Genomic DNA, 25,403 nt, shown 5'->3' with positions numbered 1-25,403 from the left:
CACCCACCATGCGCAAACTCTTCTGCCTGCTGATGCTGTCGGCCACCGCGCTGCTCGCCGCCTGCGGCGACAGCGAGGTGACGGTGGCCGCGCCCGCCGTCACCGAAGCGGTACCCGCCGAGGTGGCGACCTCGCCGGAAGCGGCCACCAACTATGCTGACGCGCTGAGCGACGCCAGCCCGACCACCAGCGACGCGCTGGAGCCGGTCGCCGTGCCCGACACGGTGGCGACCGACGACACGGCCGAGCCCAAGGCGATCCCGTAAGCCACTGCCCCGAACGAGCGCGGCGCCGACTCGCACCCGCGACCGGCGCCGCGCTCACATCCACGCCCTGAAAAAATCCCCCATGCCATGTCTTCGACCCCGCCCCGACCGCTGCCCCGCCTGATCGCCACGGCGCTGCTGTGCCTGTGCGCCGCCGCCGCCGCCAAGCCCTTCGTGCCGGCCAGCGACGACGAGGTGGTCGAGACGCTCAAGCAACGGCTCTCCCTCGGCACCGCCGCGCAGCAGCGTACCCAGCGGGCCGAGTTGCAGCGCCAGCCGCAGAACCTGGGCCTGGCGCTGCGCGCGGCACGCGAGGCCATCGCCCGCGCCCGCCAGGACGGCGACCCGCGCGAGCTGGGCCAGGCGCAAGCCGCCCTCGCCCCTTGGTGGAAGTTGCCCGCGCCGCCCGCGCCGGTGCGGCTGCTGCGCGCCATCGTGCGCCAGAGCCAGCACGACTTCGGCAGCGCCCTGACCGATCTGGACGCCGTGCGGGCCGATGCCGGCGCGCCGCTGGAACTGCAGGCGCAGGCCGAGCTGACGCGCGCCTCCATCCTGCAGGTGCAGGGCCGCTTTGCCGAGGCCGACGCCGGCTGCGCCCGCCTGCTGGCGCCGCGCTACGCCAGCCTGGGCGCCAGCACCCAAGTGCCTGGCGAAGTCTGCCGGGCCGAGCTGCTGAGCCTGACCGGCCACCCGAAGGAATCCGACGCGGCGCTGGCCGGCATCGCCCAACGCGGCGGCGTGGCCTTGTCCGGCTGGCTGGCGCTGGTGCGCGCCGAGCTGGCCGAGCGCCGGGGCAGCGCCCAGGCCGGCGCGCTCTATCAACAGGCGCTGCGCGACAGCCGCGACGTCTACACGCTGGCCGCCTACGCCGACTGGCTGCTCGACCGCCAGCGCGACGCCGAAGTCATGAAACTGCTGGCCGGCCGCGAAGATGCCGACGCCCTGCTGCTGCGCCTGGCCATTGCGCAGCAGCGGCAGGCCGATGCGGCGGCCGCCGCATCCATCGCCACGCTGCAGGCGCGCTTCGACGCCGCCCGCGAGCGCAACGACAGCACCCACCGCCGCGAAGAGGCGCGCTTCGAGCTGCAACTGCGCAACCGCCCTGCGCAGGCGCTGACGCTGGCCGAGGCCAACTGGGCGATCCAGAAAGAGCCCGCCGACGCCCGCATCCTGCTGCAGGCCGCGCAGGCCGCCCAACGGCCCGACGCCGCCCAGCCGGTGCGCGACTTTGTGCGCGCCACCGGGCTGAGCGATGTGCGTCTGGCCGTGCGCTGAACTGGCGCGCTGAACCCCTTTTTCCGGAAACCCCTGATGCGAATCCTCACCCTGCTGCTGGCCGCACTGCTCTGCGCCGTGCCCGCCCACGCCCACAAGGCCAGCGACGCCTATCTGCAACTGCAGGTGCAAGGCGCCGAGGTGCAGGAGCGCCTGGACATCGCGCTGCGCGACCTCGACCGCGACCTGAACCTGGACGCCGATGCAGATGGCCGCCTCAGCTGGGGCGAAGTGCGCTCGCGCTGGGCCGATTTCCAGGCGCTGGCGGCGCGCTCGGTGCAGTTGCAGGCCCACGGCCAGCCCTGCGTGGCCACCGCCACCGGCACGCCGCAGCTCGACGAGCACAGCGACGGCCGCTACGCCGTGCTGACGCGGCGCTGGACCTGCCCGGCCGCCATCCAGTCGCTGGCCGTGAACTACACGCTGTTTGCCGACACCGACCCCAGCCACCGCGGCATCCTGCGGCTGGCGCACGACGGCGCCAGCCGCAGCACCGTCTTCGGCCCGGACACGGCGCGCCAGACGTTCGAGATCAGCGCCCAGGCCGCTACAGCCGCCCACACGCCACAGAGCCTGGGCGGCTTCATCGGCGAGGGCGTGCACCACATCCTGATCGGTACCGACCACGTGCTGTTCCTGCTGGCGCTGCTGCTGCCGGCGGTGCTGACGCTGCGCACCCCGAGCCGCCACCGGGCGGACTGGGTCGCGGGCGACAACGCCCGCAGCATGGCGCTGGACGTGCTGCGGGTGGTCACCGCCTTCACGGTGGCGCACTCCATCACGCTGGCGCTGGCGGTGCTGGACGTGCTGGACCCGCCGTCGCGCTGGGTCGAATCGGTCATTGCCGCCAGCGTGGTGCTGGCCGCGCTCAACAACCTGGTGCCGATGGTGCGCGAGCGCTGGCGTCTGACCTTCCTGTTCGGCCTGGTGCACGGCTTCGGCTTCGCGGCGGTGCTCAAGGACCTGGGGCTGGGTGGCAGCGGACTGGCGGCACCGCTGGTGGGCTTCAACCTGGGGGTGGAGCTGGGCCAGCTGCTGCTGGTGGCGCTGTTCCTGCCGCTGGCGTGGCGGCTGCGCGGCACGTGGTTCTATCAATGGGTGCTGATGCGCGGCGGCTCGGCACTGATCGCGCTGCTGGCGCTGGTCTGGCTGATCGAGCGCGCCGGTGATGTGGTCATTCTGGGCCTTTGAGCCGGGCGTGGAGCGGCGGGTTATCGTGAATTCCATGAATCCACCCACCCGCCTCCACCCCTTCGTGCGCCGGCCCGGCGCAGCGCTCGCCGCCAGCCTGCTCTGTGCGGCGCTGACCACAGGGTCACCGGTGCATGCCGCTGCGGACAAAGCCCCGGCCACCACAGCGCAGGAAGCTGCCGTGCTGCTGCCCGCAACGCAAAAGGCGCTGGACGCCGCCGTGGCGGACTACCAGCGCGGCCGGCTGCAGCGCGCCCACGCGGCCTTCACCCGGCTGGCGCGGGCCGGCGTGGCCGCTGCCGACTACAACCTGGGCGTGATGCACCTGCGCCGCGAACTGCCGCGCGCCAACCCGAAACAGGCGCTGGTGCATCTGCACCGCGCCGCTTCTGCGGGCTTCGTGACCGCGCAGAACGGTCTGGGCGAGTTGTATGACAGCGGCCAGCTCGGCCAGCCCGATCCCGCCAAGGCGCTGGAGTGGTTCCAGATCGCCGCCGCATCCGGCAGCGTCGAGGCCCAGGTCGCGGTCGGCACCGCCTATTACCTGGGCCGGGGCATCACCGCCGATCCCACCCAGGCGCTGCACTGGTACCGGCTGGCCGCGCAAGGGGGCGACGTGGGCGCGCAATATTTGCTCGCCTCCATGCTGGAAACCGGCCTGGGCGCCGACGCCGACCTGCGCCTGGCGCACTACTGGTACGACATGGCCGCCCGCAACGGCGACATCGCGGCGGTCGCCAAGCGCGATGAGCTGGCCAGGCGCCTGGCAGGGTCGGTCTAGGTGTGTGCGGCTTTGAGCCGGCTGAGCCGCTGCGTGCGGCGCTTCCACGCCAGGCGCGCGGCCACCAGCAGCGCAAACCAGAGCACGTAGACCAGCATTTCATCGACGCGGCTCTTGGCGGCGAGCTTCCAGAAAAAGTGCAGCAGGCCGAGCGCGGCGGTCGCCCACACCAGTTGATGCAGCTTCTGCCAGCGCGCCGCGCCCATGAACTTGATCGCCCGGTTGAACGACGTGGCCGCCAGCGGCACCATGCACAGCAGCGCCAGGAAGCCAACCAGCGCGAATGGGCGCTTGTACAAATCGCGGGCGATGGCTTCGGGGTCCAGCCCCATGTCCAGCCAGGCGTAGGACAGGAAGTGCAGCACGCCGTAGCCGAAGGTCGTCACACCCAGCATGCGGCGCCAGCGCGCGAACACCGGCACCTGCAGCCACTGCCGCAGCGGCGTGATGCACAGCGTCAGTGCCAGCAGGCGCAGCGTCCACAGGCCGGTGCCACGCAGGATGGTCTCGGCCGGATTGGCGCCCAGGCCGTTGTTGAAACCACCCCAGACCCAGCCGGCCAGCGGCAGCAGCAGCAAGACCTGCAGCAGCGGCTTGGCCAGCGCGTGGCCGGCCACGCGCCCGAGCCACAGCCGCCAGGCCGGCGGGGCGTTGCGGACCTGGGGCGAAGGGGCCACGGGCTGGGCAGCCGGGGAGGAGGCGGCAGCCATCAGAAGGCCTTGCGCAGGTCCATGCCGGCGTAGAGCTGGCCGACCTGGGATTCGTAGCCGTTGAACATCAGCGTCGGGCGCTTCTTGGCGAACAGGCCGTCCTCGCCGATGCGGCGCTCGGTCGCCTGGCTCCAGCGCGGGTGGTCGACGGCCGGGTTGACGTTGGAGTAGAAGCCGTATTCCTGCGCGGCGGCCTTGACCCAGGCGGTGGCGGGCTGCTTCTCGACCAGGCGGATCTTGACGATCGACTTGGCGCTCTTGAAGCCGTACTTCCAGGGCACCACCAGCCGCACCGGTGCGCCGTTCTGGTTGGGCAGCACCTCGCCGTACATGCCGAAGGTGAGCAGCGTGAGCGGGTGCATGGCCTCGTCGAGCCGCAGGCCTTCGACGTAGGGCCAGTCGAGCACGCGCGAACCCACAAAGGGCATCTGCTGCGGATCGGCCAGCGTCACGAACTCCACGAACTTGGCGTTGCCGGTGGGCTCGACTTTCTTCAGCAGCTCGGCCAGCGAGTAACCGACCCACGGCAGCACCATCGACCAGCCTTCGACGCAGCGCATGCGGTAGATGCGGTCTTCCAACGCGCTGAGCTTGAGCAGCGCGTCGATGTCGAACGTGCCCGGCCTGGCGCAGGCGCCTTCGACGGTGACGGTCCACGGCCGGGTACGCAGCTTGCCGGCGTTGCGCGACGGGTCGGACTTGTCGGTGCCGAACTCGTAGAAGTTGTTGTAGGTGCTGGCGTCGTTGTAGGGCGTCGGCTTTTCCATCACGTTGGCGCCGCTGACGCTGCTGGCGCGGGTCGTCAGGGCGGCGAGCTTGCCGGGGCGGGCGATGACCGGAGCGCTGCCCTGGGCCAGCACCTCACCGCCCAGGCCGACCAGCGCGCCTGCGGCGCCCAGGCGCAGCCAGTCGCGCCGGCTGGCGTACAGCTCGGGCGAGGTGATTTCGCTGGGGACGGGGTGGTCGTGGCCCCGATCGGGACGGCCGAATTGGCGGATGGACATGCAGCGCTCCTGAAGAGGTCGCTGCGCGCTGCCCGAGACGGGCAGCGGCCCGCGGGCGACCTGCACTGCACCTTCAGTCGGTGCAGCGGGCCGATTCTTACAGCGCGTCGGGAAAGCCGCTCAGCAGCGAGGTCTCGTCCCTGTGCATCGAGGGAATCAGGCCGGTGCCCAGCGTCGAGGCCTCGTCGAACAGCTGCAGCGAGTTGAGCTTGAAGCGGTCGCGGAAGTTCTTGCGCGCAAAGAGTTTCTGCTGCGCACCGACCGGCAGGTCGGTGATGCGGATGACGTTGCGGGCGACCAGCACGTCGACCAGGTCCTCCAGCACGCGGATCAGGCCGGCGTCGAGGTCGGCGAAGGCCGCGTCGCGTGGCGTGTCGTGCGGTACATCGCCGATCAGCTCGCGCAACTCCGCGTGCTGGTCGGGCAGCCGTTGCGAGCCGGGCACCGGCTGGCGGTGCACGCTGTCGATCTGACCTTGGGGGTTGCGCAGGACGTAGGGCATGACGGGATCCTTGGTAGTCCCCGCTTTATCGGCAGGCCGATGGCGGGGCTGTAGGAGATTCCGTCAGGCCGGGCGCCTCATCACATCAGAGCTGGCCGTAGGAGTGCAGGCCGCTCAGGAACATGTTCACGCCCAGGAAGGCGAAGGTGGTGACCACCAGGCCGACCAGCGACCACCAGGCCGCCATCGCGCCGCGCAGGCCCTTCATCAGGCGCATGTGCAGCCAGGCGGCGTAGTTGAGCCAGACGATCAGCGCCCAGGTTTCCTTCGGGTCCCAGCTCCAGTAGCCGCCCCAGGCCTCGGCAGCCCAGAAGGCGCCCAGGATGGTGGCAATGGTGAAGAAGGCAAAACCGACCGCGATGGCCTTGTACATCAGGTCGTCAAGGATCTCGACCGGCGGCGTGCTGGCGTTGATGGGTCGGCGCGCCACGATGGTGAAGGCGAACAGCGCCATGCAGCCACCCAGCAACCGGGCCGACTTGGTGACGGCCGCCGTGGTGTCCGGCCCCAGATCGCCAAAAGCCCAGAACAGCAGCAGCACGGCCAGCACACCGCCGGGCACCGCCACCAGGCCGGTCCAGAGCGTGCGCACCGGTGCAGTCTTGACCAGATAGGCCAGCGCCACCATGGCCGCCAGCGCAAACGTGCCGTAGCCGACGAAGTTGGCCGGCACGTGGATCTTCATCCACCAGCTCTGCAGGGCAGGCACCAGCGGCTGGATCTGCTGGGCGCCACGCGCCACGGCGTACCAGAGCAGGAAGCCGACCGCTGCGCTGACGATCAGCATCACGAAGCCGCCCAGCGCGCGGGTGGCGTAGCGCTGCTCGAAGTAGAGGCTGAAGAGCGTCGTCATCCAGACGAACAGCACGAACACTTCATAGAGGTTGCTGACCGGGATGTGCCCGATGTCGGCGCCGATCTGGTGGCTCTCGAACCAGCGCACGAAGGTGCCGACCAGTGCCATGAAGACCGACGCCCAGGCCAGCCCGGAGCCGATGCGCTGCGCCGCGTCCGAGCCGCGGCCCGCGAAGTAGCCCCCCCAGTAGAACAGCGTGCTCATGAAGACCAGCAGGCTCATCCACAGGATGGCGCTCTGGCTGGAGAGCAGGTACTTGAGCCAGAAGACCTTGTCGGCTGCGGCCAGATCGGCGCCGAAGCTGTCCATCTGGCGCAGGTAGAGCGCCATGGCCAGCAGCGAGACGGCGCCCACGCCCAGCGTGAGCAGGCGCAGCGGGCCCCAGAACCAGCCCAGGCCGATCAGGCTGGGCACGGCGCAGATCAGGATGCCGCGCTCGTAGCCGTCCATGGCCGCGCCGTAGCGTTGCCAGGCGTAGCCGGCGCCCAGCACGATGAGCAGTGCAAAAACCCAGTCGAACACGCCCAGGCGGCTCCAGTAGGACGGGCGACCCAGGCTCAGGGTGGTCGTGGTGGTGGTCATGGCAACCTCAGGAAAATGGCAGTCGACGCAGGCGGAGCGTCATTCAGGCAGCGGGGGAGACGGGCGACGCAGGAGGCGGCGCCGCAACGGGCGGCGGCCCCAGCAGCGCGAGCTTGAAGGTGTCGAACTCCCGGTCGGTGTCCATGGTCTGGCGGGTGGCCGACAGCGCCAGGAGCACGCGCGACGACGTGGCATCCGCCGGGCCTTCGATCCAGACCCACAGGCGGCGCTCGCGCACGTAGAGCATCGAGAAGACGCCGACGATCAGGAAGGCGCAGCCCAGGTAGACCAGGGTCTTGCCCGGTGCGCGCGTCAGCTGGAAGACGCTGGCCTGGACCTGCTCGAAGTTGTCCAGGCTGAACAGCAGCGGCGCGGGGTAGGCAAACGAGTCCGACAGCGACAGCACCGCCTGCTGCATGAAGCGCTGGGTGGCGTCACCCGTCTCCAGCGGCTTCAGGCCGGCTTGCGTGCGGCCCTGGTTGAGCAGTTCGAACAGGCTGCCGTTGAGGATGCGGATCAGCACGTCGGAGGTGCGGGCGCGCTCGGCCTCGGGCACGTTGGCCTCGATGAAGTCCTGCAGCGCCTGAAGGCCGGCGGCGGGGGCGGCGCCGGTCTTGCCCGGCTCGGCACCGGCGAACAGCGCCAGCGCGCGTTCGGCCGAGGTCTGCAGCTGGGCGGCGAGCTCGGGCTTGTCGGCCGGCGTGGCCTTGCGGCCGTAGGCGGCTGCGGCCTTCTGGCGCAGGCCCGCATCGGCCAGCGCAGCCTTGAGCTGCAGCCAGTCGGCCAGGCTGTCGCGGTCATCCGCCGGAATGCGCAGGTAGCGGAAGGCTTGCGCGGGCGTATCGCGCACGCCGTTGAGGTAGACGCGCTGGCCATCCAGCTCGACCGGCAGCATGTAGTTGTTGTATTCGCGGGCCTGGCCTGCGGCGTCGCGCAGCTTGTAGCTCACCGACGGGCCGACGTTGCGCAGTGTCTTGTCGGCTGGCGCCTGCGCGCCCGAGCCCATGTGCTTCTGCAGCGAGTTGACCAGATCGACCCCGCGCACGTCGACGCCGGTGCCGTTCTGGCCGACCGTGCCGGAGGCCAGGTTCTCGACGTTGATGACGCGCAGGCCGGTGAACTCCAGCTGCAGCGCCTGGGCACCGTCGCCCGCAGGCGTGAGCGTGGTGTTGCTGCCGACCTCGCCCTTGACCACGAACGCCGGGCCGGGACGGCCAAAGGGCTGGGCACGCAACTGCAGCCTGGAGCCGCCGTCCTCGAAGCTGGACTGATAGATCGCCACGCCCTTGTGGATGAAGGGTTCGTTGACCTTGACGGTGGCGCTGCTGGTGGTGCCGTCCGGATCGCGCACGATGATCTCGCTGGCGAACAGCTTGGGCATGCCGGTGTCGTAGTACTCGACGATGAACTTCTTCAGCTCGATGTCGAACGGCAGGTCCTGCAGCACCACGCCATCGGACAGGTTGATGATGGCGGTGCTGGCACGTGCGCCCTCGGGCACGAACAGGTTGCCGCGGAAGGTCGGGTTCTGCGGCGAGAGCCGGTGCTGCGGCGCGATGTCCTTGATCAGCCCGCCGCCGCTGTAGGCGGTCTTGCCGAGCAGCGCCATCTGGGCGCGCACGATCAGGTCGCCGTCGAACAGGCCGCCGATGCAGATCAGCACGATGGCGCTGTGCGCCGCCAGGTAGCCGAGCTTGTTGATGGCGCCCTGCTTGGCCGCCACCATGACGCCGTTGCTGCGCACCTGCGCCTTGGCGCGCCAGCCGCCGGCCGACAGCAACTCGCTGACGCGGGTGATGGCCGCGTCGCGCCCCAGCGCCAGTTCGCCCTGGCCCCGGTGGTGGAAGGATTTCAGCGAACCTTCGCGCACCGACTCCTTGTACGTCCTCAGGTCGACCAGGATCTTGGGCGTGTTGCGCGCCAGGCAGAGCGTGGTCGAGGTGACCAGGAACGCCAGGATCAGCAGGAACCACGGCGTGCTGTAGACCGCGTAGAGGCCCAGGCGCCCGAACACCTCGGCCCAGAACGGCCCGAACTGGTTGACGTAGTTGACCGGCGCCTCGTGCTGCTTGACCACCGTGCCGATGATCGAGGCAATGCAGATGAGCGTGAGCAGCGCAATGGCGAAGCGCATCGACGAGAGCAGCTCGACGATGTCCTGCACGCGGCGCGAGGCGCGTTTGACTTCCAGACCGGCGGTAGATGACATGGCGGGCGCAATGATACGGAGCGAGGCTTAAGACAGGCTGAGCCAGCAAAAAGGCCGGTCAACGACCGGCCTTTTCAGCAAAGAAGGGAAATCAGTGCGCCAGGGGGCGCGCAGCCGGATCAGTGCAGGCCGGCGATGTAGTCGGCCACGGCCTTGATTTCGCGGTCGTTCATCTTGGCGGCCACACCGGTCATCTGCGCGTTGTTCTTGCGGATGCCGTCACGGAAGCCCTTGAGCTGCGCTTCGGTGTAGTCACCGTGCTGGCCCGACAGGCGCGGGTACTGGGCCGGCAGGCCTGCGCCCGTGGGGCTGTGGCAGCCGGCACAGGCCGGAATGCTGCGCTCGGCAATGCCGCCGCGGTAGATTTTCTCGCCCAGCGTGACCAGGTCCTTGTTCTTGGCAAAGCCGGGCTTGGCCTGCTTGCTGGCGTAGAAGGCGGCGACGTTCTTCATGTCTTCGTCGCTCAGGGCCGAGGCGAAGCCTTTCATGATGGCGTTGTCGCGCTTGCCGGCCTTGAACTCGGTCAACTGCTTGACGAGGTATTCAGCGTGCTGGCCCTGCAGGATCGGGTTGGCCGGCGTGCCGCGCGAACCATCTGCGGTGTGGCAGGCCGCGCACACCTGGGCTGAGATGGCGCCGCCCTTGGCCAGGTCGGGCTTGAACTCGGCTTTGGACTCGGCCGCCCACGAAGGCGCAGCCAAGGTAACGGCGGCCAGAGCAGCAAGTGAGGCAAAAAGCGACTTGATGGGCGATTTCATGAGTGTGGAGAGCCCGTCGCGAGACCAGGCCGATTTAACAGTTTTGATGAATGCGTCAGACGCGAAACCTTAGGATTTTACAATGCCGTCCGATGAGCACCACCAACCCTACTCCCGACGGTGGCGCAGACGCCACGCGCGCCGCGCTGGCCTGGACCCACACGGCACGATTCCTGACCACCGCCAGCAAGCTGGAGCAACTGCCGGCGCACGATCTGCCGGAGATTGCCTTCGTGGGCCGGTCCAACGCCGGCAAGTCCACCGCCATCAACACCATGGCGCAACAACGCCAGCTGGCGTATGCCTCCAAGACGCCGGGGCGCACCCAGCACATCAACCTGTTCGAGGTCGGCCCCAAGGACGCGCCGCAGGCGCTCTGGGCCGACTTGCCCGGCTACGGCTACGCGGCGGTGGCGCGCAGCGCCAAGCTGCGCTGGCAGGCCGTGATGGCCGACTACCTGGCGGTGCGCCGCAACCTGTCGGGCGTGGTGCAGATGGTCGACTCGCGCCACGGCTTCACGCCGCTGGACCTGCAGCTGCTCGATTTCGTGGCGCCTCGCGTGCGCAACGGCGAAGTGCGCCTGCTGGTGCTGCTGACCAAGGCCGACAAGCTGTCGCGCAAGGAAGCCGACGACTCGCTGCGCAAGGCCCAGGCCGTGCTGGGCGAGCTGACGACGGAGGCGTCGGACGTCAGCATCGCGCTGTTCTCGTCGCTCAAGCGCATCGGCATCGGTGATGCGGCGCTGACCTTGCAGCAGTGGTGCGCGCTGGACGCGCCGTCTGTGGATGCGTCCGTACCCGTCACGGAGCCACCCGCCACCCTTGAGCCATGAGCGCAGGCGCCAAGACCCGGTCCAAAAACGCCGCGCCGGAGCCGGAAATCCGGCAGCGGCCGCAGATGGCGGACATCGCGCGGCTGGCCGGCGTCTCGGTCGCCACCGTCTCGCGGGCGCTGAACCACAGCGAGGAAATCAGCCTGGCCACGCGCGAGCGCATCGGCGCGCTGGCGCAGTCGCTCAACTACACCGTCAACGCCGGTGCCAAGAACCTGCGCACCAAGCGCAACCGCACGGTCGCGGTGGTGATTCCCTATGACGCACGCAGCCGCCAGCATGTGTCGGACCCATTCTTCCTGGCCATGCTGGGCAGCCTGGCCGATGCACTGACCGAGAGCGGCTTCGACCTGCTGCTGTCGCGCGTCGACGCCGACCGGCTCGACAGCGCCGGCCAGCTCTACGAATCGGGCGTGGCCATCGGCATCGTGCTGATCGGCCAGTGGCACCACCCCGAGCAGCTCGACACGCTCGCCGCGCGCAAGGTGCCGCTGGTGGTGTGGGGCGCGCAGATGCCGGGCCAGCGTTATTGCAGCGTGGGCGGCGACAACGTCAACGGCGGCCTGCTGGCCACGCGCCATCTGCTGGAACGCGGCTGCCGGCACATCGGCTTCATGGGCGATCCGTCGCTGCCGGAGGTCGAGCAGCGCCTGCGCGGCCACCACCTCGCGCTGGCCGAGGCCGGCCTGGCGCCGCAGGACAACCTGCTGATCCAGGTGCCCTTTGAAACGGCCCAGGCCACCACCGGCCTGAACGCGCTGCTGGCGCGCGGCACGCCGCTGGACGCCGTGTTCGCCTGCAGCGACGTGCTGGCCATGAGCACGATCCAGACGCTGCGCGCCCACCACCTGAGCGTGCCGGGCGATGTGGCAGTGGTCGGCTACGACGACATCACCTGGGCCGCGCACGCCGAGCCAGCCCTCACCACCGTGCACCAGCCGATCACGGCCGCGGGCGTCACCATCGTGAAAGCGCTGCTGGACATCGTGGCCGGCCAGGCCGTGGCGCCGTGCACCCTGCCGGTCGAGCTGGTGGTGCGCCGCAGTTCGCTGCGCTGAGCCGGACGGCTCAGAGGCGCGCAGGCGGCAGGCTGCCGGTGCGCGCTTCGGCGGCTGCCTCGCACGCCAGGCAGCGCAACGCCTGCGGTTGCACCTGCAGCCGTGCCACGGCAATGTCGGCACCGCAATCGGCGCAGAGGCCGTACCGACCCGCATCCAGCCGCGCCAGCGCAGCGCCGATCTCGGCCAGCTCGCGCTGCTCGTGATCGGTCAGGCTGAGGTCGACCGTGCGGTCGGCATCGCTGGTGCTGTGGTTGCCGTCGGCTTCGGCGGACAGCAGGTCGCGCGCATGCTGCACGCGGCTGGCGCCGTCCTGATGCAGGCTCAGGCTGCTCAGCAAGGCCTCGCGGCGTTGCAGCAGCAGGACGCGAAACGGCTCATGCGCCGGGTTGGAAGCTGAAAGAGAGGTCATGCGCCGATGCTGCGCCCAGCCATTCGCCGGGAGCTTGAGCGCGGTCAAATGCAGTCCGCGCCGGGTGTGGCTCCCTAGAATCCCTTTGATTCCGTCCCTGCCAGAGCCCAAGATGCCCACGACTGCCGCAACACCCTCGCCCGCATCGCCCACCCCTTCGGGCACCGCCCTGCCCGCACGCTGCGAGGTGCTGGTGGTCGGCGCCGGCCCGTCGGGCAGCGCCTGCGCCACCTTGCTCGCCCAGGCGGGCTGGGACGTGCTGCTGGTCGACCAGCATGACTTTCCGCGCGACAAGATCTGCGGCGACGGCCTGATCCCCGACTCGCACGCCGCGCTGCGGCGCCTGGGCGTGCTCGACGAGGTGATGGCGCAGGCCCACGCCGTCAGCCATGTGCGCTGCGTCGCCCCGCGCGGCGGTCAGGTCGATGTACCCGGCACGCTGGCGGTGCTGCCGCGCCGCAAGCTCGACGACCTGCTGGTGCGGCACGCCCGGCGCAGTGGCGCGAAGCTGCACACGCCGGTGAAGTTCGAAGCGGTGCTGGAAGACGCCGGTCGGGTGATCGGCGCCCGCCTGCGCCAGGGCGGCGCCAGCCATGATGTGCAGGCCGACTGGGTTGTGCTGGCCACCGGCGCCAACATGCAGCCCATGATCGGCACCGGCCTGTGCGAGCGCCGCACGCCCAGCGGCATCGCCCTGCGCGGCTACGTGCGCAACCCGGCGCTGGCCGGCCGCCAGACCACCATGGACGTGGTCTGGCACCAGGCGCTGCGGCCGGGCTACGGCTGGATCTTTCCGTGCGGCGACGACATCTACAACATCGGTGTGGGCGCGTTCTTCAGCCACGGCAAAGGCGGCAAGGGCACGGCGGCCGACGCCAACCTGCGCGAGGTCTTCGACGCCTTCACCCAGGTCTACGCCCCGGCACGCGCGCTGATGCAGGGCGGCGAGTTGCAGGGCGAGCTCAAGGGCGCGCCGCTGCGCTGCACGCTCACAGGCGCGCAGAGCGGCCGGCCCGGCCTGCTCGCCACCGGCGAGGCGGTGGGCGCCACCTATGACTTCACCGGCGAAGGCATCGGCAAGGCGCTGGAAACCGGCATCCTGGCCGCCGAGGCGCTGCTGCGCGGCCGCACCCGCCAGTCTGCCGAGGCCGCCGTGCGCGCCGACTACGCCAACCAGCTGGCTGGCCTGGCGCCCAAGTTCAGCCTCTACGAGAAGGCCAACCGCGTCAACCAGCACCCGTGGCTGGCCGATCTGGTGATCTGGCGCGCCCGCCGCAGCCCGCGCATGCTGCGGCGCATGAGCGGCGTGCTCAACGAGACCAGCAACCCCGGCCACCTGATGTCGGTGCGCGGCGTCTTCAAGCTGCTGACGCAGTAAGGCGCGCGCCATGTGCCAGCTGCTCGGCCTCAACGCCAACACCCCCACCGATCTGGTCTTCAGCTTCACCGGCTTCGCCCAGCGCGCGGTGGAGCACAAGGACGGCTTCGGCATCGCCTTCTTCGAGGGCGCCGGCGTGCGGCTGTTCGTCGACCACCAGAGCGCCGCCGAGTCGCCGGTGGCGCAGATGGTGCGCCACTACCCGATCCGCAGCCGCCACATCCTGGCCCACATCCGCAAGGCCACCCAGGGCGTGGTGACGCTGGAGAACACCCACCCCTTCATGCGTGAACTCTGGGGGCGCTACTGGGTGTTTGCGCACAACGGCAACCTGATCGACTTCCATCCCAAGCTGCATGCCGCCTTCCGCCCGGTGGGCCAGACCGACAGCGAACGCGCCTTCTGCTGGCTGATGCAGGAGCTGGCCAAGAACCACGCCAGCCTGCCCTCGGTGCCCGCGCTCACCCAGACGCTGGCCGAACTGGCGCCCGTCATCGCGCGCCACGGCACCTTCAACTTCCTGCTCAGCCACGGCGAGGCGCTGTGGGCGCACTGCTCGACCAAACTGCACTACGTGCTGCGCCGCCACCCGTTTGCCGCCGCGCAGCTGCAGGACGAAGACCTGACCATCGACTTCGCCACCCAGACCACGCCCCAGGATCGGGTGGCCGTGGTCGTGACCGAACCCCTCACCCGCGATGAAAGCTGGATCGCGCTGCAACCCGGCGAGCTGGCCACCTTCGTCAACGGCGAGCGCCTGAGCTGAACAGCGGCTGCGACAGAAATCACGCTCTTTGAAACCGCGTCTGAAATACCGGGGTTTCCCCCATCAATTGCACACATCCCTCACACCCGGGCACGCGAAAACGCGGGCATCATGAAGCTGAGATTTTTCACTTTGGGGTGCGATGATGAAAAGCCGCTGGACAGATTGGTTGATTGCCGTGGTCGTGACCTTGACGCTGGGGACCGTCGCTGCAGGTGAATCCAGCGTGCCCGGCAACACGCAAGTGGCACAACGCTGAAGTGGCACGCGACAGACGCGAGCGACAGCGACAATCCCTCACAACGCGCCCGCCGGGCGCTTTCTTTTTGATGGAGTGCCCATGCCCGCGCTGATTTGCGGTTCTGTCGCCTTTGACACGATCGCCACCTTCCCCGGCCGCTTTGCGCAGCAGATCCTGCCCGAGCACATTCACATCCTGAACGTGTCCTTCCTGGTGCCGACGCTGCGGCGCGAGTTCGGCGGCTGCGCCGGCAACATCGCCTACTCGCTCAAGGCCTTGGGCGGCGAGCCGCGCATCATGGCCACCATCGGCGCCGATGGCGCGGACTACCTCAACCGCTTGCAAAAGCTCGACATCGACACCCGTCACATCGAGCTGCTGCCCGAGAGCTACACCGCGCAATGCCACATCACCACCGATCTGGACAACAACCAGATCACCGCCTTCCACCCCGGCGCGATGGAACACGCCGCGCGCCTGAAGGTGCCCGCCGAGCCGGGTGACCTGGCGATCGGCATCATCGCGCCCGACGGCCGCGAGGCCATGATCGTGCACGCCGAACAGATGGCCGCCGCCGGCATCCCGTTCGTGTTCGATCCGGGCCAGGGCCTGCCGCTGTTCGACGGCGACGAGCTGCGCCACTTCATCCAGCTGGCCAGCTGGGTCGCGGTCAACGACTACGAAGGCCGCATGCTGTGCGACCGCACCGGCAGCGATCTGGCCAGCCTGTCGCGCTCACACCTGCGCGGCCTGGTCGTGACGCTGGGCGCCGAGGGCTGCGACGTCTGGGTCAACGGCGAGGTCACGCGCGTGCCCGGCGTGCAGGCCGAGGCAGTGCTCGACCCGACCGGCTGCGGCGACGCCTTCCGCGCCGCGCTGCTCTTCGGTCTGGAGCGCGGCTGGGACCTCGTGCGCTGCGTGCAACTGGGCAACCGCCTGGGCGCCATCAAGATCGCCAGCCACGGCACGCAGAACCACCAGCTGGACCCGGTGGCGCTCGGCCTCTGACGCCGCAGCAGCGCAGCTTCCTGCTCCCACAAAAAAGCCCGGCGAGCCGGGCTTTTTGCATGACGACGATGGCTCGTCGATCGATCAGGGCTTGTCGCCCGTCGGGAAGGGCCACGCGGCCTGAGGGTTCAGCGTGGTCTTGGCCGACGACGTCACCGGCGCAGGCGCTGCCTTCTTGGCGACTTTCTTGGCTGCCGTCTTCTTGGCCGGCGCCTTTTCAGCCGCAACCGGCTTGGCCGGCACAGCCTTCTTCGCGGCGGCCTTGGGCACAGGAGCCTTCTTGGCAGGCGCCACGACAGGCACCACGGGGGCGACAGGCGCCGCAGCAGCCTTCTTGGCCGGAGCCGCCTTCTTGGCGGGTGCGGCGGCCTTCTTGGCCGGCACAGCCACTTCGACCACCGGAGCCGCAGCAGCCTTCTTGGCAGGCGCTGCCTTCTTGGCCGGTGCAGCGGCCTTCTTGACAGGCTCAGCGGCCACGGGCGCGGCAGCGGGTGCCACTGCCTTTTTCGCCGATGCCTTCTTGGCCGGGGCAGGAGCCGGTGCGGCCACAACCTCAACCACTGCAGCCTTCTTCGCCGGTGCAGCCTTCTTGGCAGGCGCAGTGGCCTTCTTCACCGGGGCAGCCGGTGCGGCGGCCACAACGGCCGCAGCGGCCTTTTTCGCCGTTGCGGCGGACTTCTTGGCGGGGACCGCCTTCTCGACCGCTTCGGCGGTCTTCTTCGGGGCTGCCTTTTTCGCAGATGCCATCACTGTTCTCCTAGATCCAGTTGAAAAGATATCGGGCTTGGGATGCAGCCCGATGATTCACTCGGCGCGGGTCGCGCATGAAGCAGCGCCCGGCCATCACGAACACGGTGGGGTATGAGCGTGAGACGGTGATCAAGGAGGCCTGTGGGGGTCACTGCGAAGGACAGGGCATGAGCCTCAGTCCCAGGACAGCGCGCCGCCGGTCTGGTACTCGATCACGCGGGTCTCGAAGAAATTGCGCTCCTTCTTCAAGTCGATCATTTCGCTCATCCACGGGAACGGGTTTTCCTCATTGGGGAACAACTCGTCCAGGCCGATCTGCACCGCGCGGCGGTTGGCGATGTAGCGCAGATAGCCCTTGAACATGGCGGCGTTGAGGCCCAGCACGCCACGCGGCATGGTGTCCTCGGCATAGCGGTATTCCAGTTCGACGGCCTTCAGGAACAGCGCGTTGATCTCGGCCTTGAACTCGGCCGTCCAGAGGTGCGGGTTCTCGAGCTTGATGGCGTTGATCAGGTCGATGCCGAAGTTGCAGTGCATCGACTCGTCACGCAGGATGTACTGGTACTGCTCGGCCGCGCCGGTCATCTTGTTCTGGCGGCCCAGCGCCAGGATCTGCGTGAAGCCGACGTAGAAGAACAGGCCCTCCATCAGGCAGGCGAAGACGATCAGCGACTTCAGCAGCGTCTGGTCGGCCTCGGGCGTGCCGGTCTTGAAGTGCGGGTCCATGATCGCGCCGATGAACGGGATCAGGAACTCGTCCTTGTCACGGATCGACTTGACCTCGTTGTAGGCGTTGAAGATCTCGCTCTCGTCCAGACCCAGCGACTCGACGATGTACTGGTAGGCGTGGGTGTGGATCGCTTCTTCAAACGCCTGGCGCAGCAGGAACTGGCGGCACTCGGGCGCCGTGATGTGGCGGTAGGTGCCCAGCGTGATGTTGTTGGCGGCCAGCGAGTCGGCGGTCGTGAAGAAGCCGAGGTTGCGCTTGATGAGGCGGCGCTCGTCGTCGGTCAGGCCGTTGGGATCTTTCCAGAGCGCGATGTCGCGGCTCATGTTGATCTCCTGCGGCATCCAGTGGTTCGAGCAGGTGGCGAGGTACTTTTCCCAGGCCCACTTGTACTTGAAGGGCACGAGCTGATTGACGTCGGTCTGGCCGTTGATGATGCGCTTGTCGGCCGCGTTGACGCGGCGCGTCTCGCTGGCTTCGACGGGCGCTGCAGCGGCAGACGGCGTCGTGATTTGCGGCTCGGAGACGATCGACAAGGGCGGCAGCGATGAGGTCGGCACCACGCGCGGCCTGAGGGGCAGCGGAGGGCATTGGAACCGAAGCGTCGCGATCGACTTTCGGCGGGGTGAGGCTCACGGGAGCTTGTGAGGAGAGAGGCGTTTCGTCCCAGACCAGCATGGCGGACCTTCTAATGACTTTAATTATCGGAATGTTGTGTCCAAACACCAAGCGTTTATTGACGCCTGGTGTGGTGGACACCCCTTACTGGCAGGCTTCGCAACCCGGATCGTCAATGGCGCAGAACTTGACGTCGGTGGCAGGCTCAACCGCTGAGGCTGCGGCCACCGGTGCGGCAGCGGCCACGTAGGCGGTCTGGCTAGAAGACACTGCGTTCATCGCACCGGCCTTGACGGTCGACTTCTCGGCGTGGGTCGCGCCCATGGTACGGAGGTAGTAGGTGGTCTTGAGACCACGCAGCCACGCCAGCTTGTAGGTTTCGTCGAGCTTCTTGCCCGAGGCGCCGGCCATGTAGATGTTCAGGCTCTGCGCCTGGTCGATCCACTTCTGGCGGCGCGCGGCGGCTTCGACCAGCCAGACGGTCTCGACCTCGAACGCGGTGGCGTAGAGGCGCTTGAGCTCGTCGGGCACGCGGTCGATGCTGCGCAGGCTGCCGTCGAAGTGCTTGAGGTCCATCACCATCACGTCGTCCCACAGGCCGAGGGCCTTCAGGTCGCGCACCAGGTATTCGTTGATGACGGTGAACTCGCCCGACAGGTTGCTCTTGACCGACAGGTTGCCGAAGCAGGGCTCGATCGACGCGTCGACGCCGATGATGTTGCTGATGGTCGCCGTCGGCGCGATCGCCACGCAGTTGCTGTTGCGCATGCCGTGCTGGGCGATGCGCTCGCGCAATGCGCCCCAGTTCAGCGTGGTGCTGGTGTCGACGTCGACGTAGCCGCCGCGCTGCTCGGCCAGCAGCGCGATCGAGTCGATCGGCAGGATGCCGCGGTCCCACAGCGAGCCGGTGTAGGTCTCGTAGCGGCCACGCTCGGCGGCCAGTTCGGTCGAAGCCCAGTAGGCGTGATAGCAGATCGCTTCCATCGAGCGGTCGGCAAACTCCACCGCCTCGTTCGAGGCGTAGGGCAGGCGCAGCTCATAGAGCGCGTCCTGGAAGCCCATCAGGCCCAGGCCGACCGGGCGGTGACGCATGTTGGAGTCACGCGCCTTCTTGACGGCGTAGTAGTTGATGTCGATGACGTTGTCGAGCATGCGCATCGCCGTCGATACCGTGCGCTGCAGCTTGGCCTGGTCGACCTGGCCGTCCTTCAGGTGCTGGGCCAGGTTGATCGAGCCGAGGTTGCAGACCGCGATCTCGCTGTCGTTGGTGTTGAGCGTGATCTCGGTGCACAGGTTCGACGAGTGCACCACGCCGACATGCTGCTGCGGGCTGCGCACGTTGCAGGCGTCCTTGAAGGTGATCCAGGGGTGGCCGGTCTCGAACAGCATCGAGAGCATCTTGCGCCACAGGTCGACGGCGCGGATGCGCTTGAACGGCGTCAGTTCGCCGCGGTCGGCCTTCTCTTCGTAGGCAACGTAGGCCTTCTCGAACGCCTGGCCGAACAGGTCGTGCAGGTCAGGCGTGTTGGCGGGCGAGAACAGCGTCCACTGGCCGCCCTCCATCACGCGGCGCATGAACAGGTCCGGAATCCAGTTCGCGGTGTTCATGTCGTGGGTGCGGCGGCGGTCGTCGCCGGTGTTCTTGCGCAGCTCCAGGAATTCTTCGATGTCGAGGTGCCAGCTCTCCAGGTAGGCGCAGACCGCGCCCTTGCGCTTGCCGCCCTGGTTGACCGCGACGGCCGTGTCGTTGACCACCTTCAGGAAGGGCACGACGCCTTGCGATTCGCCGTTGGTGCCCTTGATGTGGCTGCCGAGCGCGCGCACCGGCGTCCAGTCGTTGCCCAGGCCGCCGGCAAACTTGCTCAGCAGCGCGTTGTCCTTGATGGCGTCGTAGATGCCTTCGAGGTCGTCGGGCACGGTCGTCAGGTAGCAGCTCGACAGCTGCGAGCGGCGCGTGCCGGCGTTGAACAGCGTCGGCGTGCTCGACATGAAGTCGAACGAGGACATCACCTCGTAGAACTCGATCGCGCGGGCTTCGCGGTCGGCTTCGTTGAGCGCCAGGCCCATGGCCACGCGCATGAAGAAGGCCTGCGGCAGTTCGATGCGCTGCTTCTTGATGTGCAGGAAATAGCGGTCATACAGCGTCTGCAGGCCGAGGTAGTCGAAGTTCAGGTCGCGCTCGGCCTTGAGCGCGGCACCCAGGCGCGGCAGGTCGAACTCGGCCATGCGCGCGTCGAGCAACTCGGCGGCAATGCCCTTCTGGATGAAGGTCGGAAAGTACTCGGCGTAGCGCGTGGCCATCTGCGCCTGCGTCACCTCTTCGCCGATGATTTCGCGACGGATGGTGTGCATCAGCAGGCGGGCGGTGGCGCGGGTGTAGCCCGGGTCTTTCTCGATCAGCGTGCGCGCGGCCAGGATCGAAGCCTTGTAGACCTCGTCGATCGGCACGCCGTCGTAGAGGTTGCGGCGGGTTTCGGCCAGCACCGGCGCGGGGATCACCTCGGCGCCCAGGTTGGCGCAGGCGGCTTCGATCAGCGCGGCCAGCGTGCCCAGGTTCAGCGGCACGCGCTGGCCGCGGTCGGTCACCATCAGCGCCGGCTCGGCGGCCACCGGGGCACGGCCCTGGCTGGCGCGCTCTTGCGCACGGCGCTCGCGGTACAGCACGTAGGCCCGCGCCACGTCGTGGTGGCCGCCGCGCATCAGGCCGAGTTCGACCTGGTCCTGCACGTCCTCGATGTGGAAGCTGCCACCGCTCGGACGCGAGCGCAGCAGGCCGCGCACCACCGATTCGGTCAGGCCGTCGACCGTCTCGCGCACGCTGGCCGAGGCCGCGCCCTGCGTGCCATGCACCGCCAGAAAAGCCTTCATCAGCGCGACCGCGATCTTGTGCGGCTCGAACGCCACCACGGCACCGTTGCGGCGAATGATCTGGTAGCCCACGTAGGCCGACGCCGTGGCGGTGGCTTCACCGCTGGCGCCGAGGGCAATATTGGTAACGGCTGTGGCAGCGGTGTGCATGGGGCGAAGGCTCTTTCTGAAAACGCTGAAAAACGGGTTTGGGCACGTGCAGAGCACGCACCGCAAGCCGCAAAAAGGGGATCTGGGACCGGTGCCGGGGCACCGCAGCGATCAAGCCCACAAGGGCCTCATCGGAGGCAAGGCAGACCAAGACCGAAGGTCTCGAGAAGACCGCGATTCTGCCGCAAAACCGCCCGCCCCTCAACAGGCAGACACTACCGCTAGTGTGCTAGCGCAGGATTTCTGCTATCTATAGCGTTCAGCGCCTCTGTACCAGCAAAACCGCCTATCACACAGCAGGCCAGCTTTGCAAGCCGCTTCCGCGCAACAAACGTCGCAGTCGCGCCCAGTCAAAACCCGCGCCGGGGTCGTTTTTTCGCCCAGGGGCGATGTGCTCGTGCCCCACCGCCTCGACCAGCGGCCAGCGCTGGCGCGCCTGGCGCAGCAACGCCGCCAGGCGGCGGTACTGCGCGGCCTCGAAGCGCCGGCCTTCGAGGCCTTCGAGCTCGATGCCGACTGAATAGTCATTGCAGTTGGCCACACCGCGCCAGTTCGACGCCCCCGCGTGCCAGGCGCGCCGCGTGACCGGCACGAACTGCAGCAGCGTGCCATCGCGGCGGATCAGGAAGTGCGCCGACACCTGCAGCCCGGCGATCTGGGCAAAGTAGGGGTGCGCGGCCGCATCGAGCGTATTGGTGAACAGCCGCTCGATCGCGTCGCCGCCATACCGGCCGGGCGGCAGGCTGATGGAATGCACCACGGCCAGGCTGAGCACCGCGCTGGCCGGCCGCTCGCCGTGGTTCGGGCTCGGCACGCGGCGGGCGTCGCGGTGCCAGCCGTCGGCCCAGAGCGGGCGGCGCTCAGTCTTCCGCAACGTCAGCCTCGTCACCGGTGCGGGACTCGCCATCCAGACAGATGCCCAGTCGCGCCATGCGGTAGCGCATCTGCCGCAGCGTCAGGCCCATGCTGGCGCCGGCGGCGGTGCGGTTGTAGCGGTGCCGCTCCAGCGCGCGCAGCAGCACGGCACGCTCGACCTCGTCCAGATAACCGGTCAGATCGGCCGGCACGCTGGCGGGCGGAGCAGCAGCAGGCGGCGGCGGTGGAGCCGGCTGCGGACTCGATGGCAAGTTCGCCGGCACATCCGCCTGAACCGGCTCGACCCGCGGCGCCAACGCAGGTGGAGCCGCCGGCTCCGGCAAGGCCAGCGGCAGGTCCAGGTCTTCCAGCTCGATGTGCGGCCGGCCCGACAGCGCCACCGCGCGGTGCAGCAGGTTTTCCAGCTCGCGCACGTTGCCGGGAAAGTCGTGCGCGGCCAGCCGCGCCAGCGTCTCGGGCGACAGCGAGGCCGCCTCGGGGCTGCCGGCCTCGGCGGCGATGCGCTCCAGCACGCGGCGGCACAGCTCGGGCAAATCATCGCGGCGCTCGCGCAGCGGCGGCACGCGGATCTGGATCACGTTGAGGCGGTAGTACAGATCCTGGCGGAAGCGGCTGGCCTGTACCTCCAGCGCCAGGTCCTTGTGGGTGGCGCTGATGATGCGGACGTCGGCACGCTGCTCGTGCACGGCACCCACCGGACGCACCGCGCGCTCCTGCACCGCGCGCAGCAGCTTGCTCTGCATCGCCAGCGGCAGGTCGCCGATCTCGTCCAGGAACAGCGTGCCGCCGTGCGCGGCCTGAAAGAAGCCCTCGCGGTCTTCGGCGGCGCCGGTGAAGGCGCCCTTGCGGTAGCCGAAGAACTCGGCTTCCAGCAGATGCTCAGGGATCGCGCCGCAGTTGACGGCGATGAAAGGCTGCGCCGCGCGGGCGCTGACCTGGTGGATGGCGCGCGCCACCAGCTCCTTGCCGGTGCCGGACTCGCCCTGCACCAGCACCGGCGCCATGCTGCGCGCCACCTTGTCGATCAGCGCGCGCACCTGTTGCATCGGCGCCGACGCGCCGACCATGCGCCGCAGCGCGTCGTGCTCGACCGCGCCCGACGCCACGCGGGCGCCGTCGCGGCGCACTTCGCGGCCCAGCGCGGTGGCGACCACGCTGCGGAACTGCTTGAGGTCGACCGGCTTGGTCAGGTAGTCGTAGGCGCCGGCCTTGAGCGCCTGCACCGCGTTTTCGGCCGAGCCGTAGGCAGTGATGACGATGCAGCGCTCGGGCCGGCCGGCGCGCTCCAGGCGCTGCAGCAGCTCCAGCCCGGTGCCGTCGGGCAGGCGCATGTCGGTGATGACGGCGCCGAAGCTCTGCGCCTGCAGCGCCGCCCAGGCCTCGGCCACGGTGCCGGCGCTCTCGACGTCATAGCCCTCGCGCAGCAGCGTCAGTTCGTAGAGCGTGCGCAGGTCGGGCTCATCATCGACGACCAGCAGGCGGGGGGCGTTCGGGGGCAGGAGGCTCATGGCGTCGGCAAGCTCGGGGTGGGCGGCCTGACCGCCGTGGGGCCGTGCGCGGCGCGCGGCACGGTCAATACAAAGACATTGCGGTGGCGGGCGCCGGCACCGCGCGAGCGGTAGTCGATGGCGGCGCCGTGGCGCTCGCAGAGTTCGCGGCAGATGTAGAGGCCCAGGCCGCTGCCGCGGCTGCGGGTCGAGAAAAACGGCTCGAACAGATAGGGCTCGATGTCGGCGGCAATCGGCGCGCCGTCGCTGGTGACGGACAGCAGCACGTCGTCCTGGCCGCGGGCGTGGGCGCGCACCAGCAGCGCCTGCGGCGCGTCGCTGGCGTGGCGCAGGCCGTTGTCGAGCAGGTTGATCAGCACGCGGCGCAGCGAATCGGGCTCGAAGCGCACCGTCAGCGGCTCGGCGCCGACGTCGATGTGCAGCCGCCCGGCCGGCTGCAGCGCCACGGTGCGGGCCCATTCCTGGCAGACGGCGGCGGTGTGCGCGGCCAGGTCGATCACCGGCGCCTCGCGCTGCTGGCCGGGCGCGACTTCGAGCACGTCGTCGACGATGCGCTGCAGGCGCTCGACGTTGTCGGCCACCATGCGCGCCAGGCGCCGCTGGGCCGGGTCGAGCAGGTCCTCGGCCAGCAGCGCGTTGGCCTGCGAGATGGCGGCCAGCGGGTTGCGGATCTCGTGCGCGATGCCGGCCGACACGCGCCCCATCGCCGCGAGCTTTTCCTGCCGCGCCCGCGCGTGCAGTTGCCGCATGTCCTCGATGAACAGCACGCACAGCGCCGCACCGGCGCCGCCGTCGAGCCGGCGCGTGAAGCGCAGCCGCAGGCGCACGCTGCGCTCCTCGACATGCGGCTCCTGCCCCAGCCGCAGGTTGAGCGCCTGGCCGTCCGGCGGCCAGAAGCCCTGCGCGTAAGCCCATTCCAGCGCCCGGCACAGCGGCTGCCAGGCGGGCTGTTCGCGCAGCGCGAAGCCGGCCGGGCCGCTCGCGCCGTGCCGGTCGGCCCCGATCAGCGCCAGCGCCGCCGGGTTGGCCGCCCGCACCTGCAGGGCGTGGTCGACCACCATGACGCCGTCCTGCATCTCCTCGATCATCAGCTGGTTGAGCAGCGCCTGCTCGCGCGCCAGCACCAGCGTCTGGCGCGCCGTGACCGTCTGGCGCGCCAGACGGTCGGCCAGCTCGGTGGTGACGAAGGCAATGCCGAACATGGCCGCGCCGGTGAGGCCGGCCTGGCTGAGCTGCGCGGCCAGATCCCCGCCCACGCCCGCCAGCCCGCGCAGCCAGGCCGCCGCCAACAGCAGCAGCACCGCCCCGGCGGCCACCGCCAGCGCCAGCCGGCGCGGCAGCAGCGCGGCGGCCATCAACGCCGGCAGGGCGAACAGTGCGCCCATGTTGAGCCCGCTGCCCTCGGCGGCCCAGACCAGCAGTGCGCCGAAGCAGGTCAGGTCGACACCCAGCGTCAGCAGCGCCCAGCGGGGCCGCAGCCGGCCGCTGGCGTTCAGCGGCGTGCCGTGCCGCGTGACCGCCGGCGACAGCGCCCAGGCCGACAGCCCGAGGCTGACCGCCGCATACGCCACGCACACCAGCAGCACGCCCGTCGATGGCTGGCTGCTGGAATAGACCACCATCGCGCCCTGCACCGCCAGCAGCAGCACGCCCAGCACGGCGCGCGCCAGCGTGAAGCCGCGAAAGATGCGCAGGAAGGTGGCGGGGGCGGCGGCGGTGGGCGCCAGATCGGCCGCATCCGGCAACGGCACGCTGCCGAGGTCTTCCGGGGACGGACCGGTCGCGCTGAACTCAGGCGGCGCCGCAGCGCGGGCCTTCATCAACGGCGCTCCGGGCCGGCGTCTCGGTGAGCGGCATCGCAGTAGGACTGGCCGCGCGCGATGAGCGCCTCGTCCTGCGCCAGATGCACGCCGCAGTGGGCACAGCGGACCATCGGACGCGCGGCGGTGGACGGCGCCGCGTGGGTCGGCTTCGGCGGTGCAGCGTCAGGCCGGCGGGCCGGCGGACTGCGGCGCTGGCCGCGCAGCAGCCATACCACGGCCAGCAGGAGTGCAATCAGCAAGAACAGCTTCATGC

The 25,403-nt window shown here is 69.2% G+C and carries 23 protein-coding genes; 9 read left to right on the top strand and 14 right to left on the bottom strand.

Features of this window, described 5'->3' with window-relative positions:
* Window positions 1-8 precede the first annotated feature (8 nt).
* The 4 genes from AC5IG3_RS10880 to AC5IG3_RS10865 all read left to right on the top strand — a co-directional run bounded on the left by AC5IG3_RS10880 (window position 9) and on the right by AC5IG3_RS10865 (window position 3,513).
* Window positions 9-266: a hypothetical protein gene (locus AC5IG3_RS10880; RefSeq protein WP_491906323.1), complete on the top strand. Its 258-nt coding sequence runs from the start codon at window positions 9-11 to the stop codon at window positions 264-266.
* Between the two features lie 87 nt (window positions 267-353).
* Window positions 354-1,541, top strand: a complete 1,188-nt coding sequence (locus AC5IG3_RS10875) for a hypothetical protein (protein ID WP_491906322.1) — start codon at window positions 354-356, stop codon at window positions 1,539-1,541.
* 36 nt (window positions 1,542-1,577) lie between these two features.
* On the top strand, window positions 1,578-2,732 hold the full coding sequence (locus AC5IG3_RS10870) for a HupE/UreJ family protein (RefSeq protein WP_491906321.1): 1,155 nt from the start codon (window positions 1,578-1,580) through the stop codon (window positions 2,730-2,732).
* Between the two features lie 34 nt (window positions 2,733-2,766).
* Window positions 2,767-3,513: a tetratricopeptide repeat protein gene (locus AC5IG3_RS10865; protein ID WP_491906320.1), complete on the top strand. Its 747-nt coding sequence runs from the start codon at window positions 2,767-2,769 to the stop codon at window positions 3,511-3,513.
* Here the strand turns inward: AC5IG3_RS10865 and msrQ are convergent.
* From msrQ to AC5IG3_RS10835, 6 genes are all read right to left on the bottom strand, one after another.
* Window positions 3,510-4,223 (bottom strand): protein-methionine-sulfoxide reductase heme-binding subunit MsrQ, encoded by a 714-nt coding sequence (msrQ, locus tag AC5IG3_RS10860; protein WP_491906319.1) that lies wholly within the window; start codon window positions 4,221-4,223, stop codon window positions 3,510-3,512. The genes AC5IG3_RS10865 and msrQ overlap by 4 nt on opposite strands.
* Entirely contained in the window at window positions 4,223-5,227 is a 1,005-nt protein-coding gene (msrP, locus tag AC5IG3_RS10855) for a protein-methionine-sulfoxide reductase catalytic subunit MsrP (protein ID WP_491906318.1), read from the bottom strand. The genes msrQ and msrP overlap by 1 nt, the downstream gene beginning before the upstream one ends.
* A gap of 97 nt (window positions 5,228-5,324) precedes the next feature.
* The gene (locus tag AC5IG3_RS10850) at window positions 5,325-5,729 is read right to left on the bottom strand and encodes a hypothetical protein (protein WP_491906317.1); all 405 of its coding nucleotides are present in this window, start codon (window positions 5,727-5,729) and stop codon (window positions 5,325-5,327) included.
* Window positions 5,730-5,814: 85 nt separating this feature from the next.
* Window positions 5,815-7,167 carry a c-type cytochrome biogenesis protein CcsB gene (ccsB, locus tag AC5IG3_RS10845; RefSeq protein WP_491906316.1) on the bottom strand — a complete coding sequence of 451 codons (1,353 nt, stop codon included), beginning with the start codon at window positions 7,165-7,167 and terminating at the stop codon, window positions 5,815-5,817.
* Between the two features lie 43 nt (window positions 7,168-7,210).
* Window positions 7,211-9,376: a cytochrome c biogenesis protein ResB gene (locus tag AC5IG3_RS10840; RefSeq protein WP_491906315.1), complete on the bottom strand. Its 2,166-nt coding sequence runs from the start codon at window positions 9,374-9,376 to the stop codon at window positions 7,211-7,213.
* Between the two features lie 119 nt (window positions 9,377-9,495).
* Window positions 9,496-10,134, bottom strand: a complete 639-nt coding sequence (locus AC5IG3_RS10835) for a c-type cytochrome (RefSeq protein ID WP_491906314.1) — start codon at window positions 10,132-10,134, stop codon at window positions 9,496-9,498.
* 92 nt (window positions 10,135-10,226) lie between these two features.
* Here AC5IG3_RS10835 and yihA point away from each other — a divergent pair, with 92 nt between their 5' ends.
* Both yihA and AC5IG3_RS10825 read left to right on the top strand, forming a co-directional pair.
* A complete protein-coding gene (gene yihA / locus AC5IG3_RS10830) occupies window positions 10,227-10,967 on the top strand; it encodes a ribosome biogenesis GTP-binding protein YihA/YsxC (protein WP_491906313.1) in 741 nt (246 codons plus the stop codon).
* Window positions 10,964-12,025 carry a LacI family DNA-binding transcriptional regulator gene (locus tag AC5IG3_RS10825; protein WP_491906312.1) on the top strand — a complete coding sequence of 354 codons (1,062 nt, stop codon included), beginning with the start codon at window positions 10,964-10,966 and terminating at the stop codon, window positions 12,023-12,025. The genes yihA and AC5IG3_RS10825 overlap by 4 nt, the downstream gene beginning before the upstream one ends.
* A gap of 10 nt (window positions 12,026-12,035) precedes the next feature.
* Here the strand turns inward: AC5IG3_RS10825 and AC5IG3_RS10820 are convergent, their stop codons facing one another.
* The gene (locus AC5IG3_RS10820; protein ID WP_491906311.1) at window positions 12,036-12,437 is read right to left on the bottom strand and encodes a TraR/DksA family transcriptional regulator; all 402 of its coding nucleotides are present in this window, start codon (window positions 12,435-12,437) and stop codon (window positions 12,036-12,038) included.
* Between the two features lie 112 nt (window positions 12,438-12,549).
* On the opposite strand from AC5IG3_RS10820, the gene AC5IG3_RS10815 reads away from it, so the two are divergent.
* The 3 genes from AC5IG3_RS10815 (at window position 12,550) to AC5IG3_RS10805 (ending at window position 15,830) form a co-directional block, all read left to right on the top strand.
* Window positions 12,550-13,815: an NAD(P)/FAD-dependent oxidoreductase gene (locus tag AC5IG3_RS10815; RefSeq protein WP_491906310.1), complete on the top strand. Its 1,266-nt coding sequence runs from the start codon at window positions 12,550-12,552 to the stop codon at window positions 13,813-13,815.
* Between the two features lie 10 nt (window positions 13,816-13,825).
* Window positions 13,826-14,581, top strand: a complete 756-nt coding sequence (locus AC5IG3_RS10810; protein ID WP_491906309.1) for a class II glutamine amidotransferase — start codon at window positions 13,826-13,828, stop codon at window positions 14,579-14,581.
* Between the two features lie 340 nt (window positions 14,582-14,921).
* Window positions 14,922-15,830 (top strand): carbohydrate kinase family protein, encoded by a 909-nt coding sequence (locus AC5IG3_RS10805; protein ID WP_491906308.1) that lies wholly within the window; start codon window positions 14,922-14,924, stop codon window positions 15,828-15,830.
* 84 nt (window positions 15,831-15,914) lie between these two features.
* On the opposite strand, the gene AC5IG3_RS10800 is transcribed toward AC5IG3_RS10805, so the two are convergent.
* The 7 genes from AC5IG3_RS10800 to AC5IG3_RS10770 all read right to left on the bottom strand — a co-directional run bounded on the left by AC5IG3_RS10800 (window position 15,915) and on the right by AC5IG3_RS10770 (window position 25,401).
* Window positions 15,915-16,577, bottom strand: coding sequence for a histone H1 (locus tag AC5IG3_RS10800; protein ID WP_491906307.1), 663 nt, complete (start codon window positions 16,575-16,577; stop codon window positions 15,915-15,917).
* Between the two features lie 177 nt (window positions 16,578-16,754).
* Window positions 16,755-17,867 carry a ribonucleotide-diphosphate reductase subunit beta gene (locus AC5IG3_RS10795; protein WP_491906306.1) on the bottom strand — a complete coding sequence of 371 codons (1,113 nt, stop codon included), beginning with the start codon at window positions 17,865-17,867 and terminating at the stop codon, window positions 16,755-16,757.
* Between the two features lie 202 nt (window positions 17,868-18,069).
* A complete protein-coding gene (locus tag AC5IG3_RS10790; RefSeq protein WP_491906305.1) occupies window positions 18,070-20,943 on the bottom strand; it encodes a ribonucleoside-diphosphate reductase subunit alpha in 2,874 nt (957 codons plus the stop codon).
* Between the two features lie 289 nt (window positions 20,944-21,232).
* Window positions 21,233-21,850, bottom strand: coding sequence for a 1,6-anhydro-N-acetylmuramyl-L-alanine amidase AmpD (ampD, locus tag AC5IG3_RS10785; RefSeq protein ID WP_491906304.1), 618 nt, complete (start codon window positions 21,848-21,850; stop codon window positions 21,233-21,235).
* Window positions 21,804-23,327, bottom strand: coding sequence for a sigma-54-dependent transcriptional regulator (locus tag AC5IG3_RS10780; RefSeq protein WP_491906303.1), 1,524 nt, complete (start codon window positions 23,325-23,327; stop codon window positions 21,804-21,806). Before AC5IG3_RS10780 ends, ampD begins: the two co-directional genes overlap by 47 nt.
* Window positions 23,324-25,147, bottom strand: coding sequence for a sensor histidine kinase (locus tag AC5IG3_RS10775; protein ID WP_491906302.1), 1,824 nt, complete (start codon window positions 25,145-25,147; stop codon window positions 23,324-23,326). Before AC5IG3_RS10775 ends, AC5IG3_RS10780 begins: the two co-directional genes overlap by 4 nt.
* Window positions 25,147-25,401: a PP0621 family protein gene (locus AC5IG3_RS10770; protein WP_491906301.1), complete on the bottom strand. Its 255-nt coding sequence runs from the start codon at window positions 25,399-25,401 to the stop codon at window positions 25,147-25,149. The genes AC5IG3_RS10775 and AC5IG3_RS10770 overlap by 1 nt, the downstream gene beginning before the upstream one ends.
* Window positions 25,402-25,403: the final 2 nt, after the last annotated feature.

This window comes from Leptothrix sp. (in: b-proteobacteria) (assembly GCF_965250675.1).
In the GTDB taxonomy this organism is placed as follows: Bacteria; Pseudomonadota; Gammaproteobacteria; order Burkholderiales; family Burkholderiaceae_C; genus Sphaerotilus.
The sequence above is the reverse complement of the archived record's forward strand: the minus strand, read 5'-3'. Positions and strand labels throughout refer to the sequence as shown.